General features: G+C 43.8%; 13 protein-coding genes and 1 tRNA gene. 1 reads left to right on the top strand and 13 read right to left on the bottom strand.

The genetic code is table 11. From position 1 onward, the window contains the following. Window positions 1-53: 53 nt before the first annotated feature. The 10 genes from DW904_RS10030 to ftsH all read right to left on the bottom strand — a co-directional run bounded on the left by DW904_RS10030 (window position 54) and on the right by ftsH (window position 11,797). Entirely contained in the window at window positions 54-845 is a 792-nt protein-coding gene (locus DW904_RS10030; protein WP_118580042.1) for an ATP-binding cassette domain-containing protein, read from the bottom strand. 3 nt (window positions 846-848) lie between these two features. Further along, the gene (locus DW904_RS10025) at window positions 849-1,781 is read right to left on the bottom strand and encodes an ABC transporter permease (protein ID WP_118580039.1); all 933 of its coding nucleotides are present in this window, start codon (window positions 1,779-1,781) and stop codon (window positions 849-851) included. A 16-nt stretch (window positions 1,782-1,797) separates the two neighbouring features. Continuing rightward, the gene (locus tag DW904_RS10020) at window positions 1,798-2,823 is read right to left on the bottom strand and encodes an ABC transporter substrate-binding protein (RefSeq protein ID WP_118580036.1); all 1,026 of its coding nucleotides are present in this window, start codon (window positions 2,821-2,823) and stop codon (window positions 1,798-1,800) included. 544 nt (window positions 2,824-3,367) lie between these two features. Next, window positions 3,368-4,732, bottom strand: a complete 1,365-nt coding sequence (locus tag DW904_RS10015; RefSeq protein ID WP_118580033.1) for a PFL family protein — start codon at window positions 4,730-4,732, stop codon at window positions 3,368-3,370. Window positions 4,733-4,815: 83 nt separating this feature from the next. After that, on the bottom strand, window positions 4,816-5,088 hold the full coding sequence (locus DW904_RS10010; protein ID WP_021925040.1) for an ACT domain-containing protein: 273 nt from the start codon (window positions 5,086-5,088) through the stop codon (window positions 4,816-4,818). A gap of 141 nt (window positions 5,089-5,229) precedes the next feature. After that, a complete protein-coding gene (locus tag DW904_RS10005) occupies window positions 5,230-6,027 on the bottom strand; it encodes an MBL fold metallo-hydrolase (RefSeq protein ID WP_118580030.1) in 798 nt (265 codons plus the stop codon). Then, window positions 6,014-6,613 (bottom strand): dephospho-CoA kinase, encoded by a 600-nt coding sequence (gene coaE, locus DW904_RS10000; RefSeq protein ID WP_118580027.1) that lies wholly within the window; start codon window positions 6,611-6,613, stop codon window positions 6,014-6,016. Before coaE ends, DW904_RS10005 begins: the two co-directional genes overlap by 14 nt. 92 nt (window positions 6,614-6,705) lie before the next feature. Further along, window positions 6,706-9,345: a DNA polymerase I gene (polA, locus tag DW904_RS09995; RefSeq protein ID WP_118580024.1), complete on the bottom strand. Its 2,640-nt coding sequence runs from the start codon at window positions 9,343-9,345 to the stop codon at window positions 6,706-6,708. Window positions 9,346-9,368: 23 nt separating this feature from the next. Next, window positions 9,369-9,707, bottom strand: coding sequence for a zf-HC2 domain-containing protein (locus DW904_RS09990; protein WP_118580021.1), 339 nt, complete (start codon window positions 9,705-9,707; stop codon window positions 9,369-9,371). Between the two features lie 230 nt (window positions 9,708-9,937). Further along, on the bottom strand, window positions 9,938-11,797 hold the full coding sequence (ftsH, locus tag DW904_RS09985) for an ATP-dependent zinc metalloprotease FtsH (protein WP_118580018.1): 1,860 nt from the start codon (window positions 11,795-11,797) through the stop codon (window positions 9,938-9,940). Window positions 11,798-11,945: 148 nt separating this feature from the next. Here ftsH and DW904_RS09980 point away from each other — a divergent pair. After that, window positions 11,946-12,028: transfer RNA gene (locus DW904_RS09980), tRNA-Leu, on the top strand. Window positions 12,029-12,314: 286 nt separating this feature from the next. On the opposite strand, the gene DW904_RS09975 is transcribed toward DW904_RS09980, so the two are convergent. The 3 genes from DW904_RS09975 to DW904_RS09965 form a co-directional block, all read right to left on the bottom strand. Next, window positions 12,315-13,601 (bottom strand): diaminopimelate decarboxylase, encoded by a 1,287-nt coding sequence (locus tag DW904_RS09975; RefSeq protein ID WP_118580015.1) that lies wholly within the window; start codon window positions 13,599-13,601, stop codon window positions 12,315-12,317. Window positions 13,602-13,689: 88 nt separating this feature from the next. After that, entirely contained in the window at window positions 13,690-15,123 is a 1,434-nt protein-coding gene (pyk, locus tag DW904_RS09970; protein WP_118580012.1) for a pyruvate kinase, read from the bottom strand. 98 nt (window positions 15,124-15,221) lie between these two features. Then, the gene (locus DW904_RS09965; RefSeq protein ID WP_118580009.1) at window positions 15,222-16,079 is read right to left on the bottom strand and encodes a hypothetical protein; all 858 of its coding nucleotides are present in this window, start codon (window positions 16,077-16,079) and stop codon (window positions 15,222-15,224) included. Window positions 16,080-16,088 lie beyond the last annotated feature (9 nt).

Raw genomic sequence — 16,088 nt, 5'->3', positions numbered from 1 at the left:
CCGGCTACTGCAGTTCCGTGCAATAGCCAGGGCTCACTTTTATCCATTTCGTCTTACTCATTAGAAAGAAGAATGCGGTCATTATCCAGTTTCTTTCCTGCTCCAACTTTAAACTTGTCAAGCAGCCCTTCCACAGTAAGACCTTTTTTCTCCTCTTCCTTGATATCCAGAACAATATCACCGGAATCCATCATCAGAATACGATTTCCAAGTTCCAGTGCAGACTGCATATTGTGGGTGATCATCAGACAGGTCAGATGATGTTCTTCCACGATCCTGCTGGTCAGGTTCAGCACCTTCTCGGCTGTTCCCGGATCAAGAGCTGCTGTATGCTCATCCAGAAGAAGCAGCTTCGGTGGATTCATAGTTGCCATCAAAAGAGTAAGTGCCTGTCTCTGACCTCCTGAAAGAAGTCCAACCGGATGGTTCATGCGGTCTTCAAGGCCAATATCCAGAAGTGCAAGCTGTTCACGAAAACGCTGTTTATCACTTTTGGAAATACGGGAAAGCCAGCCTCCCTGACCTGCAGCAAGCGCAAGGTTCTCCAGAATCGTCATTCCAGGAGCAGTTCCCCGCATCGGATCCTGATACAGTCTTCCAATATTTTTTGCTCTGGCATGCTGTGGCAGAAATGTAATATCCTCTCCATCCAGAACAACAGATCCGGAATCTGTGAGAAAATCTCCACAGATGGCATTAAACATAGTAGATTTACCAGCTCCGTTGGAACCGATAATTGTTGCAAAATCGCCTTTTTCAAGATGCAGAGACAGATCTCTGATTGCCACTTTTTCATTTACTGTTCCCGGATTAAAGGTTTTGGAAATATGTGAAAGCTTTAACATGGATCAGATTCCTCCCTTCTTGTGCGTCATTCTTCTTTTCAGCTGCGGCCACTGTCGTTTCAGATAAGGGCCGGAAATTGCCAGAATAACAATCACAGAAGATACCAGTTTCAGCATAAACGCTGGCATATTAAATCTTAAAGCCACCGTATAAACCAGTCGGAAAACAAAAGAACCCAATACCATTCCCACAGCTCTTACAAAAATTCCGCCTTTTCCAAGAATTGTTCCTCCGATCAGAAGGGATGCAAGCGCAATGGTAACCATTCCCTGACCGATGTTAATGTCCACAGATTTCTGGGACTGGGAAAGAAGGCATCCGGACAGTGCTGTAAAAGAGTTTGCAATACAAAGTCCGATAATCGTTGTAAATACCGGGTTGATAGACGACGACTTCACCATATCTGCATTATTTCCTGTAGCACGGATTGCAAGGCCAAGTCGTGTCTTTAAAAATACCACCAGAAAAGCAACCACTGCTGCTACTGCGATCAGCGCAACAATTATATCTGTTCTTCCCTTCAGAGGGGTATCTGCCAGAACATCCTTCATCATGGAAAACACCGTATCTGTACGGTTCATGTTGATCAGGGAAGAGCCTCCCATCACTGCTATGTTAATCGAATACAATCCTGTATTCACAATAATTCCCGCAAGCAGACTGTCTACTCCCATTTTTGTCTGCAAAAATCCGGTTACAAAACCAGAACAGATTCCGGCAAGCATTGCTGCTATTATTGATAAAAAAGGATGTCCGCTGACCGCCACGGCGGCTCCTACAGCGGCTCCTAATGTAAAGCAGCCGTCTGTAGAAAGGTCGCAGACATTCAGCATGGAATAACTTAAAAACAATGCAAGGACAGTCAGGGAACAGATCAGTCCAAGTTTCAGGGCAGTTTCTCCTAAGGAGAGTGCAGTAGCCAGTGTCACAATCATTTCCTCCGGTTAATCGTTAATTTGCTTCCAGTTCGTCAAAGCTCTCTGCTGTCACGATCTCATTTACCTGTGTACAGAGCGGCTCCATAGCAGCTTTGACAGTTTCAAAATCAAGACCGAGAGCTTCGCATGTTTCTGTGTTTACAGTAGCAGTACCATTATCAAAGGTTTCTACAGGAGTGGTTGCCGGATCAGCACCATTCAGAAGAATATCGGCAACCATATCTGCTGTTTTTGCTCCAAGATTTGCGTAATCAACACCATACCCTGCGAAAGCACCATTTAACGCAAAGGAATCAGCTCCTGTGTAATGCGGAATTCCTGCATCAATAAATTTCTCATAAATGGAAAGCTCTGCTGTCATAATGGTATTATCAGTTGGGGTAAACACTGCGTCAACACCATCTGCAACCAGTGCATCTGCTGCAAGCTGAACTTCATCAGTAGTGGTTCCGGTACGCTCAACATATTCGATTCCGTTCTCATCCATGTAAGCTTTTGCTGCCTCGATGGCTGCTGTAGAGGAATCCTGTCCGATATCATATAAAAGTCCGATCTTCTTGGCATCCGGATTAACAGCTTCGATCAGTTTCATAATGGAAGCGGTATCCAGATAATCGCTTGTTCCGGTAAGGTTTGCGCCAGGTGCCTCCAGGGATTCTACAAGACCTGAACCAACCGGATCCGATACTGCGGAAAATACAACCGGCGTGTCGGTTCCTTCTGTGCTTGCCTGCATACGCATAGCTACCGGTGTTGCAACACCAACCATAAGGTCTACACCGTCTGCCTGGAAATCAGAAATAATCTGCTCCATAACATTGGCATCTGCATTACAGTTGTCATAGGAAATATCGAAGTTTACACCCTTCTCGTCGCCGATTTCTTTCAGGCGGCTTTCCAGATTGTCTACGATCTGGTTCAGAGATGCGTCATCTACATAATTGCAGATACCGATCTTGTAGTCCTCTGCAAGAACAGGTGTTGCCATCATCATAGTTGCCATTGTTGCTGCTGCGATTGCGATCATTCTTTTTTTCATAGTGTTTTTCCTCTCTCTCTTAAAATTGGCGGGAGCATGTTAAAAAAGGCTTTCCGCATAATATGTGTCACACTTTACGGAAATGATTTTCAAACAGGCTCCAGAAGATAACTAAGCCGATCTTCTACATCTTGTCTGCGAGAAAGAATGAGTGGTAAAATGGATATCAAAAAACCGTCTTCAAAAAACAACATTCCCTGTTGCTCTTTGAGACGGTAATAAAATCCTATTATCGCGGTGCCACTCAAATTGACAAATCGTCCACTTTCTCATGTACAAACATACACTCCTGATTGGTAACGGGTTCGGTTCCCGTCGGCGCCTACTCTCCTGAAATATAATTTCGGACCGCCCTCGAAAGTCCATTCCATCAGCCGCTTCATACGAAGATCACACCATCCTCCGCTCTCTGGTAAGTCATTATTCAGTCCATTCATAATGACTAAATGTCACATCTGATTTACTACTCTTTCTCATCGGTTTAACTGATTTATACTTTAGCACAGTGATGTAAGAATGTCAAGTGCAAATTCATCCAGTAACCTTAATTTTTAAAGCTATGGATCGGAGCCGGAATTCTTCCGCCTCTTGCCACAAACGCATCACAGGAGAAATTGTTTACCGGCATGATTGGTGCATAGCCAAGAAGACCGCCGAATTCTACTGTCTCTCCTACTCCTTTTCCGATAACAGGGATCAGACGGACTGCTGTTGTCTTCTGATTCACCATTCCAATTGCTGCTTCATCTGCAATAATGCCGGAAATGGTGGATGCCTTCGTATCACCTGGTACTGCGATCATATCAAGTCCCACAGAGCATACGCAGGTCATAGCCTCTAATTTCTCAATGGTAAGTGCACCTGCTGTTACCGCATCGATCATTCCCTGATCCTCGCTGACCGGAATAAATGCACCACTCAAGCCTCCAACTGCTGTGGAAGCCATTACACCACCTTTTTTCACCTGGTCATTTAGCAGGGCAAGAGCTGCTGTAGTTCCAGGTGCGCCGGCTCTTTCAAGACCGATTTCCTCCAGGATCTCAGCCACACTGTCACCGATTGCAGGAGTAGGCGCAAGGGAAAGATCCACAATTCCAAATGGAACGCCAAGCATCTTGGAAGCCTCCCGGGCAACCAGCTGACCTACACGTGTTACCTTAAATGCAGTTCGTTTGATCATCTCGCAGAGAGTTTCGAAATCCTCTCCTCTTACTTTCTCCAGAGCGGTTTTTACAACACCTGGGCCGCTGACGCCAACATTAATAATACTGTCAGCTTCTGTAACACCGTGGAAAGCACCTGCCATAAAGGGGTTGTCATCCGGTGCATTGCAGAATACTACCAGCTTGGCACAGCCAAGGGAATCCTGTTCTTTGGTTGCCTGAGCTGTTTCCAGAATAATCTCTCCCATAAGCTTCACGGCATCCATATTGATTCCAGTCTTTGTGGAACCAACATTCACAGAACTGCATACCCGCTCTGTACTGGCAAGCGCCTGCGGAATAGAACGGATCAGAAGCTCCTCTGCCGGTGTCATTCCCTTACTTACAAGAGCTGTATATCCACCGATAAAGTTCACCCCCACCTGCTTGGCAGCTTTGTCCAGAGTCCTGGCTATTGTTACAAAATCATCTGTAGTTTTACATGCAGCACCTCCAACCAGACCGATTGGTGTAACAGAAATTCGTTTGTTTACAATCGGAATTCCGTACTGTGCTGATATTTTCTCACCAGTTGCCACCAAATCTTTGGCATATGTGGTAATTTTGTTATAAATTTTTTCGTTTAATTTCTCAAGATCGCTGTCAATACAATCCAGCAGGCTGATTCCAAGAGTAATGGTACGTACATCCAGATTCTCCTGCTCGATCATTTTGTTGGTCTCATTTACCTCAAATATATTAATCATAGCATTCGTATTCCTTTCTATGGATATATCACCTACAGGCGACATTTTTGTTAAATGAAAGTCCGATGGAAGGGACTTTCATTTCAAATTCGATGCATTACGTTGAAAATATCCTCATGCTGGCAATGGATCACTACGCCGATCTCATCCCCGAGAGCAGCCAGTTCTTTGGAAAGAGTTGCAATTTCCTTGTCTGAAGCGCTGGTATCTGCGACCATCATCATGTTAAAATATCCCTGTACAATCGTCTGGGAGATATCCAGAATGTTAACCTGATTCTGGGCAAGATAAGTACATACCTTTGCAATAATACCAACGGTGTCATTTCCTACTACTGTGATAATTGTTTTTTTCATGATACTCCTCCTGTATTTGGGTCTGCTGCCCATTTTGACTGTCCCAGGGAAAATACAGCTTTAAGTTTTCCCTGAACTGTATATAAAAACTGAACCTGTATTTCAAATATAGTTTTGTTTCTTTACTGTAAATTATCTCTTCTACAATACAACCACATCTGAAATACTGTCCCGTTTCGCAACCTGAATCTGAAAATCTTTTGATCTATATGGATTATCTCCAAGGGTTACCTCTGAGCACACGGTCTCATAGGCAAGAGCCTCATAGTTGTTTTCTTTGCTTAAATGTCCAAGAAAAACAGCTTTCATGTCATCATGCAAAAGCCTGCAAAGCAGCTTTCCTGCATTTTCATTGGAAAGATGTCCCCTGTCGCCTAAGATACGCTGTTTCAGATAATAGGGATAACTTCCCACCTGAAGCATACGGATATCATGATTTGCCTCCAGCAAAAGAGCATCCAGATTTTGTAAATTATCTACTATGTAATCGTTATATTTCCCAAGATCTGTGGCGATTCCAACTGCCTTATCTTCACACTCAACCCGGTATCCTACCGGCTGTGCCGCGTCATGTGGAATGGAAAAAGGATGAATGGTCAGATCCCTGATATGAAAATCCTGATCCTCCACAATCTCATGAAAAGTGTCTTCCGGAAGATTCTTCATATTCTTCATTCTGCTGATCGCATCTGCAGTTCCACCTGTAGTATAAACCGGAATGTGGTATCTGCGTGCCATCACCCCCAGACCGCTGATATGATCAGAATGCTCATGCGTGACCAGAATCGCATCAATGTCCCTGCCAGTAAGCTCCAGCTGGTTCAGTCCCTGCTCGATCCTTTTGCCGCTTATTCCTGTATCTACAAGAACATGGGTCTCTTCTGATCCCACATAAATACAGTTTCCGCTGCTTCCACTGGCAATGCTACAAAGTCTCATTTCTTCTTACTCCTTCATCTATCTGCTTCCAGGTTTTTTCCACATTTCCGTTATTTTCTACAACGAAATCTGTATGGGCTCGAAAATAATCTTCGCTGGCCTGATTTCCGATAATTCCAAGAGATTTCTCCCTGGTATAGCCTCGGTTTTTCATCAGGCGCTGAATGCGGATTTCCTCATCTGTATGAATATACCATACTTCATCACAAAACTCCTGGTAATGTTCTTCCAGAAAAAGTGCGGCTTCCACAACGCATAGCTTCCGTCCCTCCTTCTTCTGTTCCTCCAGGCTTTTCAGGATATATCTTTTTACAGCCGGATGAATTATCCCATTTAGACGGCTCAAAAAATCCGGTTGCTCAAATACTACATCGGAAACCCTCTTCCGGTCAATAGTTTTATCGTTTTTTATCACATCTTTCCCAAACAGATCGATCACTGGCTGATAACATTCCTGTCCCGGAGCCATCACAATATGTCCCACTTCGTCAGCCTGTATAACAAAAGCATTATATTTTTCCTCAAGATAAGCAAGCACCGTGCTTTTTCCGGCACCAACTCCTCCTGTAATACCAATTGTCTTCATTTTTCCTATTCCTTACTGCTTCGATTTCACCTGGTAATTATGAGGTACAAACTATTTTCTTCCTAAATCTTATTCCAGACATAGTTCTGCTTCTACTTTGCCTCGTACCAGTTATTCCCCTGATGCATATCTACTTCCAGCTCCACTGCCAGATTGGCTGCACCCTTCATTTCCTCTTCCAGAATTCTTGATACTTGAGGGATTTCATCTTTCCAGGTCTCGATCAGCAATTCATCGTGGACCTGAAGCACCAGTCTGGATCTCAGTTTCTCATCCAAAAGACGTTTATACACACGATTCATGGCAATTTTGATTATATCTGCAGCAGTTCCCTGAATTGGCGAGTTCATGGCAACACGCTCGCCAAAGGATCTCTGCATAAAATTGCTGGATTTCAGTTCCGGAACCGGCCTTTTTCTGCCAAACATAGTGGAAACATAGCCTTTTTCTTTTCCCTGCTCCACAAGTCCATCCAGAAATCCCTTTATGCTTGGATAGGTCTCAAAATATTTCTGGATATAAGCGGCAGCCTCTTTTCTTGTAATGCTAAGATCCTGGCTAAGACCAAAAGAGCTGATACCATATACAATACCAAAATTCACCGCCTTGGCATTTCGTCTTTGCAGAGGAGTGACCTCCTCAAGCGGAATATGAAAGACCTGAGACGCTGTCAGTCGGTGAATATCTTCCGCCTCCCTGTAAGCCTTGATCAGCTTCTCATCCCCGGACATGTGAGCAAGAACACGCAGCTCAATCTGTGAGTAATCAGCATCCAGGAATACAAATCCAGCTTCCGGTACAAACACTTTGCGGATCAGTCTTCCAAGTTCCATGCGGACCGGAATATTCTGAAGGTTTGGCTCTGTACTGCTGATTCTGCCAGTGGCAGTTATGGTCTGGTTAAAAGTGGAATGGATCCTTCCATCCTTCTCGATCACGGCTCCAAGGCCGTCTGCATAAGTGGATTTCAACTTTGTAAGCTGACGATATTCCAAAATATCATTTACGATTGGATTCTCTGATGCCAGTTTCTCTAATATATCTGCGGATGTAGAGTAGCCGGTCTTCGTTTTCTTTCCTCCTGGAATCGCCATTTTTTCAAAAAGGATCACACCCAGCTGTTTCGGAGAATTGATATTAAATTCTTCTCCTGCCTGCTGCCAGATCAGTTTTTCCAGTTCATGAATGCGGACAGTCAGCTTTTCGCCATAATTTTTCAATTCTTCTCCTTTTACTTCGATTCCCCATTTTTCCATGGAATCTAATGTAAATACAAGAGGAAGTTCAATCTCTGTATATACCTTCCACATACCTGTTTCCTGAAGCTTCGCTTTCAGGGGGGCTCTGGTGGCAAAAGCGGTATACGCCATATAGCATGCCAGATGTTCCAGTTCCGGCATATCCTCCTCCCAGGCCTTTTTCAGGGATATTTTTCCCAGAAGTTCTTCTTTTCCCGGAAGAAGCTTCCCATCCAGATAATCTCTTGCAAGCTCTTCATAAGTGTAAGTACTTTTCAAAGGATTCAGAAGATAAGCTGCAATGCCACAGTCAAATACGTTTGCATCGGGTGTTAGATCAGCACGCTTGAGCATGGTTTTTACGTCCATGGAGCAAACTGTGGTATGCTTCCCCAGCCTCCCGATTTTATCACTTAAATAAGCTGCTGTTACCATTCCCTCCACAGGAACGTAATACATTTCATCTTCCCCTAATGCCAGACCAGCTCCATAGACGCCTTCTTTATCCCAGAGAAGCGCTATTCCCACAGCTTCTGCCTGTCCCGCTTTTTCAAAAAGTGCCTCACAGCCCTCCAGATCATTGCAGGTGAAAAAATCCTGTTCCATTGTATTTTCATTCACTTCAGCCGGATCAAATTTCAGCAGAAAATTCCGGAAATCCAGTTTTCTGCACAGCTCGTAGGATTCCTTTGTAAAAACATTTCCTAACTGGAATTTCTCCTGTTCAAATTCTATTGGGCTGTTTGTACAAATGGTTGCAAGCTCCTTACTCAGCTGAGCCATCTGGTAATTTTCCCTCAAAGATTCTCTGGCCCGCTTTTGTGAAATTTCTTCCACATGGGAAAAAGCATTTTCTATGGAGCCATATTCTACAAGCAGCCTAATAGCTGTCTTCTCTCCGACACCTGGAATTCCAGGAATATTGTCGGCAGGATCACCCATAAGAGCCTTCAATTCTATGATCTGGGCAGGAGAAACCAGATAACGTTCCTGCACCTGGTCTTCCTTATAGTCTTCTATAACAGTCTGCCCTTTTGCAGTCCTGGGCAGACGGATCATAGTTTTTTTAGTCGCCAGCTGTAAAAGATCACGGTCACCGGAAAGAATGATTACATCCAGGCCTTTTTCTTCACCCTTTTTCGCCAGCGTACCAAGAATATCGTCTGCTTCGAAACCAGCAAGGGAAACTGTGGCGATTCCCATCTTTTCAAGCATCTCTTTCAAAAGCGGGATCTGTTCCTTTAGTTCCTGCGGCATGGGCTTACGTGTACCTTTGTATTCCGGATATTTCGCATGGCGAAAAGTCGGCTCACTTCTGTCAAATGCCACTGCCAGATATTCCGGTTTCTCTTCTCCCAGCACTTTAAACAGGATATTTAAAAAGCCATAAACAGCACCTGTATGCAGACCTTCTGAATTAGTCAGATCCGGAAGTCCGTAAAATGCCCTGTTTAAAATACTGTGACCATCTATCAGTAAAATTTTCTCACACATATAAGCCTCCTGTACCGTGTTTCCTATAATACCTGCATAATAATATAAATCAAAAATCCACCCAGTCCGGCAATCAACGCACAGAATCCCATTCCACTCAGCGCGCGGCGGAATCTCATCTTCAGTATATAATGCTTGGATTTACGAATATCTTCTTCCAGAAGCTCCCGAAGATCCAATGAGGAATCTCTGCTCTCCTCATCCAGCTGCTGCATGGCAGCATGAACAATAAAATAAGTTTCCAACTCGTCGTAACAGGACGGACAATTCTCCACATGTTCCAGAAAATCCTCCAGTTCATCTACAGATAAATCATGCTCAATGTATCGGTTTACCATACTCTCTGCTGTCTGACAATTCATGGAAACACTCCTCCCTTTTGCAGCCCATATTTGTTATTATATCCGAATCTCCCTCAAAACACAAGAGACAGCAGATGTTTGACCGGATACTCTTTAAACAGACAAGGGAAATAACCAAAATCTGTTTAAAGAGCATCTAATCTTTTTCTGCTGTCCCTTATTTTATATATCCGGCAATGCGGTTCTCTTTATTGCCACAAAATCCAGTCAAATAATACAAAAATGCTTTTTTACTCTGCACTGGCCGTAAGAGACTTCGACGGATCATTTAAAATCTTCATAAATTCCTCGCCTGTGATTGTTTCATGCTCATACAGATATTTCGCCAGTTCATGAAGCTTCTCAATATTATCCTCAAGAATCTTATAGGCCTTCTCATGCTGTCTTCGTACCAGCTCTACTACCTTTTTGTCCAGAAGTGTCTGTGTTTCAAAGGAGCAGCTAAGACTTGAATCACCGCCCAGATACTGATTGCTCATACTTTCCATCGCAACCATATCGAACTCATCGCTCATGCCATAGCGTGAAATCATGCCTCTGGCAATCTTGGTAGCCTGCTCGATATCATTCGACGCGCCAGTTGTAACACTGTGGAAAATCAGTTCTTCAGCAGCACGTCCCCCAGTAAATGTAGCAATCTTATTCTCCAGTTCTTCCTTTGACATCAGGAAGTGCTCTTGCTCATCCACCTGCATGGTGTATCCAAGAGCGCCTGAGGTACGGGGAATAATGGTAATCTTGTGAACCGGAGCAGAATCCGTCTGTTTCGCCGCCACAAGTGCATGTCCCACCTCATGATAGGATACGATCAGTTTTTCCTTATTGGAAAGCACCCGGTTTTTCTTCTGATAACCAGCGATAACTACCTCAATACTCTCCTCAAAGTCAGCCTGGGTAGCAAACTTCCTGCCGTCACGGACAGCACGAAGAGCTGCCTCATTTACAACATTGGCAAGCTCTGCACCGGAAGCGCCGGCTGCTGCCTTGGCAATTTCATCGAAACGGACACTGTCTGCGATTTTGATCTTTCTGGCATGGACTTTCAGGATTTCCTCACGTCCTTTCAGATCCGGAAGTTCTACCGGAATACGTCTGTCAAAACGTCCCGGACGCAGGAGGGCCGGGTCCAGGGAATCCGGACGGTTGGTAGCAGCCAGGATCACAACTCCCTTGGAGCCGTCAAATCCATCCATCTCTGTAAGCAGCTGGTTTAATGTCTGCTCACGTTCATCGTTTCCACCTGTGAAGCTTCCGCTGTCACGTTTCTTACCAATGGTATCAATCTCATCAATAAATACAATACAAGGTGCCTTCTCATTTGCCTGCTTAAACAGATCACGAACCTTGGCAGCACCCATACCCACAAACATTTCCACAAATTCCGAACCGGAAATAGAGAAAAACGGTACTTCTGCTTCTCCTGCAACTGCCTTGGCGAGCAATGTCTTACCTGTACCCGGAGGTCCTACAAGAAGGGCGCCCTTGGGCATGGATGCTCCAATCTCCGTGTATTTCTGTGGATTGTGAAGATAATCTACAATTTCCGTAAGAAGCTCTTTCGCCTCGTCCTCACCTGCCACATCTGTAAATTTAATTCCTGTAGAAGACTTCACATATACTTTGGCATTGCTTTTTCCAAAGGACATTGCTCCGCCAGGGCCTCCGCCCATAGAGCTCATCATCTTTTTACTCAGCCATCTCCCAAGGAAAACAAAGATTACGATTGGAATCACATATCCGATCACCAGACTGAGAAAGATGGACTGCTTCTGAGGCTCCACTGCTTCCATACTGGTTCCGGCTTCATAAAGGCGGCTTACAAGGTCTGGATCATCCATACGTACAGTCTTGCACACCACGTCCTCGCCGTTCTTTCTGACTACATAATAGATATAATCGTCCTGCACCTCTGCCTTGGATACATTTCCACGCTCTACATTGCTGAGAAATGTACTATAGTCGGTCTTCTCCACAGAGCGTTCCTGCATGGCAGGAATGGCAAATATGTTCAGGAAAAGGATCACCCCAACCGCTATCAGTGCAAAAATGTACAATGGCCGGTTCTCTGGTTTTTTATGGTCAATATTCATTGGCATTTCCTCCATTTTCTGTCAACTGTTAAATACTTTAGCATTTCCATGTATGAATATCAATATTCTGCCTCAAAAATTTATAAACTTTTCATAATTTCATCTTTACTTTATTTTTATAATGTGCTATTATATCAATTGTTCAACCGCCGGCATGTCGGAATGGCAGACGAGGCAGACTCAAAATCTGTTGTAGGCAACTACGTGTGGGTTCAAGTCCCACTGCCGGCACTTTTTAATATTTCATAAGTTATATAAATCCCGTCAATTGCTTGATTTTACGGGATTTTTTGTTGCTCAGGATTTAAACAAATGTCAAGTGTTGTCAAAAATTTGCCCTGCATTTGCCTCGTGGGTTCATACTTTTGACCATCAATCCCCAACTGTTCCAAAGAAATTCTTTCTATATAGTAAAAATAGTAAAAGAGGATCCGCCAGCATCTCAGCGGTTCCTCTTTTCATTTACACAGTCTGCAAGCCAAACGCATCAAACTGTTTTTATCTTACTCATAAGTAATTACGCCCGGTCTTCATCCTCCAACATTTTCTCAAAAATCGGGAAGCAGTCGAAAGTTGCAAAGTAATCTCTTGAAGTCTCGGCGCGACGGATCATATCGAAGCTTCCATCTTCGTGAAGAAGGATCTCCGCAGATTTCAATTTGCCATTGTAATTATATCCCATGGAAAAACCATGTGCGCCAGTATCATGAATCACCAGATAATCTCCCATATCAATCTTCGGAAGATAACGATCAATTGCAAACTTATCATTATTCTCGCAAAGAGATCCTGTGATATCATACAGGTGATCGCAAACCTGATCCTCTTTTCCAAGAACAGTAATATGATGATAAGCACCGTACATAGCTGGCCTCATAAGGTTTACTGCGCAGGAATCCACACCGATATACTCTTTGTGAGTGTGCTTCTCATGAATCGCTTTTGTTACCAGGCAGCCATAAGGTCCCATCATGAAGCGTCCAAGTTCTGTATAAATAGCTACATCTCCCATTCCTTCCGGAACCAGAACTTCTTCATATACCTTGCGTACACCCTCTCCAATTGCACGAATATCGTTTGGAGTCTGCTCCGGGCGATAAGGAATACCAATACCACCGGAAAGATTGATGAATTTAATATGCGCCCCAGTCTCCTTCTGAAGCTTCACAGCAAGTTCAAACATAACCTTCGCAAGCATCGGGTAGTAATCATTCGTCACTGTATTGCTGGCAAGAAATGCATGAATTCCAAACTCCCTGGCGCCCTTACTCTTCAGGATACGGAATGCATCAAAAATCTGCTCCGTAGTCATGCCATATTTTGCATCCCCGGGATTATCCATAATATCGTTGCTGATTTTGAACACTCCGCCAGGATTATAACGGCAGCTGATAATCTCCGGAATCTTTCCAACAGCTTTCTCTACACTCTCAATATGAGTGATGTCATCAAGATTGATAATTCCACCAATCTCATCTGCATATTTAAACTCTTTATCCGGAGTGTCGTTGGAGGAAAACATAATGTCTCCCTTCTTACACCCGATAGCTTTGGAAAGCATCAGTTCTGTCATGGATGAGCAGTCACATCCGCAGCCATATTCCTGCAGAATCTTGATCAGGAATGGATTCGGGGTTGCCTTTACTGCAAAAAACTCCTTAAAGCCTTTGTTCCATGCAAAAGCTTCCTTCAAAGCCTGTGCATTCTCCCGGATTCCTTTCTCATCATAAAGATGAAATGGGGTAGGATATTTTCCGGCAATTTCCTGTACCTTCTCCAGTGTTACAAAAGGTGTCTTTTTCATAATAGTTTCTCCTCGTTTGTAAAATACAGCACTCGCTGCTCTTAAAAAGTAATTTTTCTGTTGTCACAAGTCAGAGCCTGTGACAGCTTTATTTGGCTTCAATCACATGCAGCATATTTGTTACAGCACCTTCCCGGGTCATATTGGTAGCAGGATCTCCAACCGTAAATACGATCAGGTCTCCTTTCTTTGCAAGCCGCTTTCTGCGGACAACGCTCATGGCCTGGGAAATAATATGCTCTGTGGAATCCTTCTCGTATCCTTTCAACGGTGTAACGCCCCATACAAGCTGAAGTCTATGCAGAATCGTATCATTGGGAGTAACAGCATAAATAGGAGCTTCCGGCCGGAAATTGGAAATCAGTCTGGCTGTTCTTCCTCCAAAGGTAGGAGTCACAATGGCCTTGGCCTTCAGATCTCTTGCAGTCTGCACTGCTGCCAGTCCCACAGCGCTGGACACTCTGCTCTCACCACACATATTGCGGTTATGGGTATAATCCTCATAATTCAGGTGAGGCTCTGTGGTCTGTGCAATCTCCACCATCATCTTCAGTGCTTCCAGCGGATATTTACCAGCTGCAGTCTCACCGGAAAGCATAATAGCATCTGTACCGTCGTAAATAGCATTGGCAACGTCTGCCACCTCTGCTCTTGTAGGACGTGGATTGCGAATCATGGAATCCAACATCTGGGTAGCAGTAATAACCGGAACATAGTTCTCATTGCACTTGCGGATGATCATTTTCTGGATATAAGGAACCTCACTAGGAGGAATCTCCACACCAAGATCACCTCTGGCAACCATAATACCATCTGCAGCCTTGATGATCTCATCAATATTTTCAACACCTTCGGCATTCTCGATTTTGGCAATGATTCCAATATCATGTCCGCCATTTTCATCCAAAAGCTGACGGATTTCTTTAATCGCTTTTGCATCACGGACAAAAGAAGCTGCAATATAGTCAAACTCCTGTGTAATTCCAAACAGAATATCATCTTTATCCTGCTCTGTAATTCCCGGAAGCTTCACATTCACATAAGGAACATTGATTCCTTTGCGCTCTCCAAGCTCGCCGCCGTTTAAGACACGGCAGACAATATCCCCATTCTTAATATTCTCAATCTCCAGTTCGATCAGACCATCATCAATCAGGATTTTACCGCCTTTTTTCACATCTTTGTAAAGATTTTCATATGTGATGGCGACTCTGGTCTCATCTCCCTCTATATCACCGGTAGTAAGTGTAAATTCGCTTCCAGCCTCCAATGTAATCTTCTTATGATCCTTAAGAAGCTTGGTACGGATCTCCGGTCCCTTTGTATCAAGAAGCAGGGCAACCGGAATATTCAGTTCTTCCCGTAGGTTTTTGACCATGTCTACTCTTCCCCTGTGTTCTTCATGAGAACCATGGGAAAAATTAAAACGTGCAATATCCATTCCGGCACGCATCATAGCTCTTAAAGTATTTTTCTTACTGGATGCTGGTCCCATAGTACAGATAATTTTTGTTCTCTTCATAAGCAGTCTTTCCCTCTGTCTTTTCAGTCATTTGCTGGCTGCTGCCCACATCGTTCACAGCAGCCATGCGATGTTACCGGTTAACAATTACATTAATTTCATTTCACATGTGTATGTGTAAAAAGATGATCCTGGCAATACTCATAATTTCCATTGCATCTGGAACAAAAACGAAATTCCAGATTAGGATCATCAAGCTCAGTACGTCCGCAAATCGCGCATTTGTGCTTGGTCACACTGCCGCTGCCTGATTTCATACGTCCCTGGGGTTCCATTGCTCTGCGGAATTCATTTCTTCTGTGGATCTCCTTCGGGTTATACCGGCTGAAATCCTTTGTTCCAAAGTAAAAAATAATGAAATTCAACAGTGAAGCCACAATCGGGATCACCAGATACCATGCACCTGCCATAACGTACTGAATCATTTCATATACAACAATCACCACATAAAAAATTGCCATCCACTTCATCTTCACCGGAATGATAAACATAAGCAGAACCTGCATATCCGGATAACACATTGCATATGCAAGGAATGTGGACAGACTGATATAATAAGTAGAAAATACGTTTCCTACCAGAACATTTCCTCCGAGAAGGAAATACAGAATAAACGCTCCCAAAATTGTAAATATCACGCCCGAAAGAATATACAACGTATATTTAAAAGTTCCAATCGTCCGCTCCAGAGAAGTTCCAATTGGATAATAAAAGAACAGAACTGCAATTGCAAACCATAATACTCCGGAAGTGCTCGGTGGATACAGTACCCAGGTTACCAGTCTCCATACCTGTCCCCGCAGAATATACGCTGGTTCCAGGCTCAGCCAGTTCAGTATGCCTGGATTCACGATCATCAGTGCATAACCGATCACATAGCATACAATCATGTAAATTGTGAGATTGGGAATACCAAATCTTCCAAATTTTCGTTCCAGCTTATCAATAAATTTCATGTAATCCTC

The sequence above is a fragment of the Ruminococcus sp. AM42-11 genome (assembly GCF_003480145.1).
GTDB classification, from domain to species: Bacteria; Bacillota; Clostridia; order Lachnospirales; family Lachnospiraceae; genus Blautia_A; species Blautia_A faecis.
Note: the sequence above shows the minus strand (reverse complement) of the source record. Positions and strands in the feature narration are given on the sequence as shown.

Bases quoted from the DNA above. Each gene is read 5' to 3' on its own strand.
- DW904_RS10030 (WP_118580042.1), bottom strand. From the start codon at position 845: ATGTTAAAGCTTTCACATATTTCCAAAACCTTTAATCCGGGAACAGTA.
- DW904_RS10025 (WP_118580039.1), bottom strand. From the start codon at position 1,781: ATGATTGTGACACTGGCTACTGCACTCTCCTTAGGAGAAACTGCCCTG.
- DW904_RS10020 (WP_118580036.1), bottom strand. From the start codon at position 2,823: ATGAAAAAAAGAATGATCGCAATCGCAGCAGCAACAATGGCAACTATG.
- DW904_RS10015 (WP_118580033.1), bottom strand. From the start codon at position 4,732: ATGATTAATATATTTGAGGTAAATGAGACCAACAAAATGATCGAGCAG.
- DW904_RS10010 (WP_021925040.1), bottom strand. From the start codon at position 5,088: ATGAAAAAAACAATTATCACAGTAGTAGGAAATGACACCGTTGGTATT.
- DW904_RS10005 (WP_118580030.1), bottom strand. From the start codon at position 6,027: ATGAGACTTTGTAGCATTGCCAGTGGAAGCAGCGGAAACTGTATTTAT.
- coaE (WP_118580027.1), bottom strand. From the start codon at position 6,613: ATGAAGACAATTGGTATTACAGGAGGAGTTGGTGCCGGAAAAAGCACG.
- polA (WP_118580024.1), bottom strand. From the start codon at position 9,345: ATGTGTGAGAAAATTTTACTGATAGATGGTCACAGTATTTTAAACAGG.
- DW904_RS09990 (WP_118580021.1), bottom strand. From the start codon at position 9,707: ATGAATTGTCAGACAGCAGAGAGTATGGTAAACCGATACATTGAGCAT.
- ftsH (WP_118580018.1), bottom strand. From the start codon at position 11,797: ATGAATATTGACCATAAAAAACCAGAGAACCGGCCATTGTACATTTTT.
- DW904_RS09975 (WP_118580015.1), bottom strand. From the start codon at position 13,601: ATGAAAAAGACACCTTTTGTAACACTGGAGAAGGTACAGGAAATTGCC.
- pyk (WP_118580012.1), bottom strand. From the start codon at position 15,123: ATGAAGAGAACAAAAATTATCTGTACTATGGGACCAGCATCCAGTAAG.
- DW904_RS09965 (WP_118580009.1), bottom strand. From the start codon at position 16,079: ATGAAATTTATTGATAAGCTGGAACGAAAATTTGGAAGATTTGGTATT.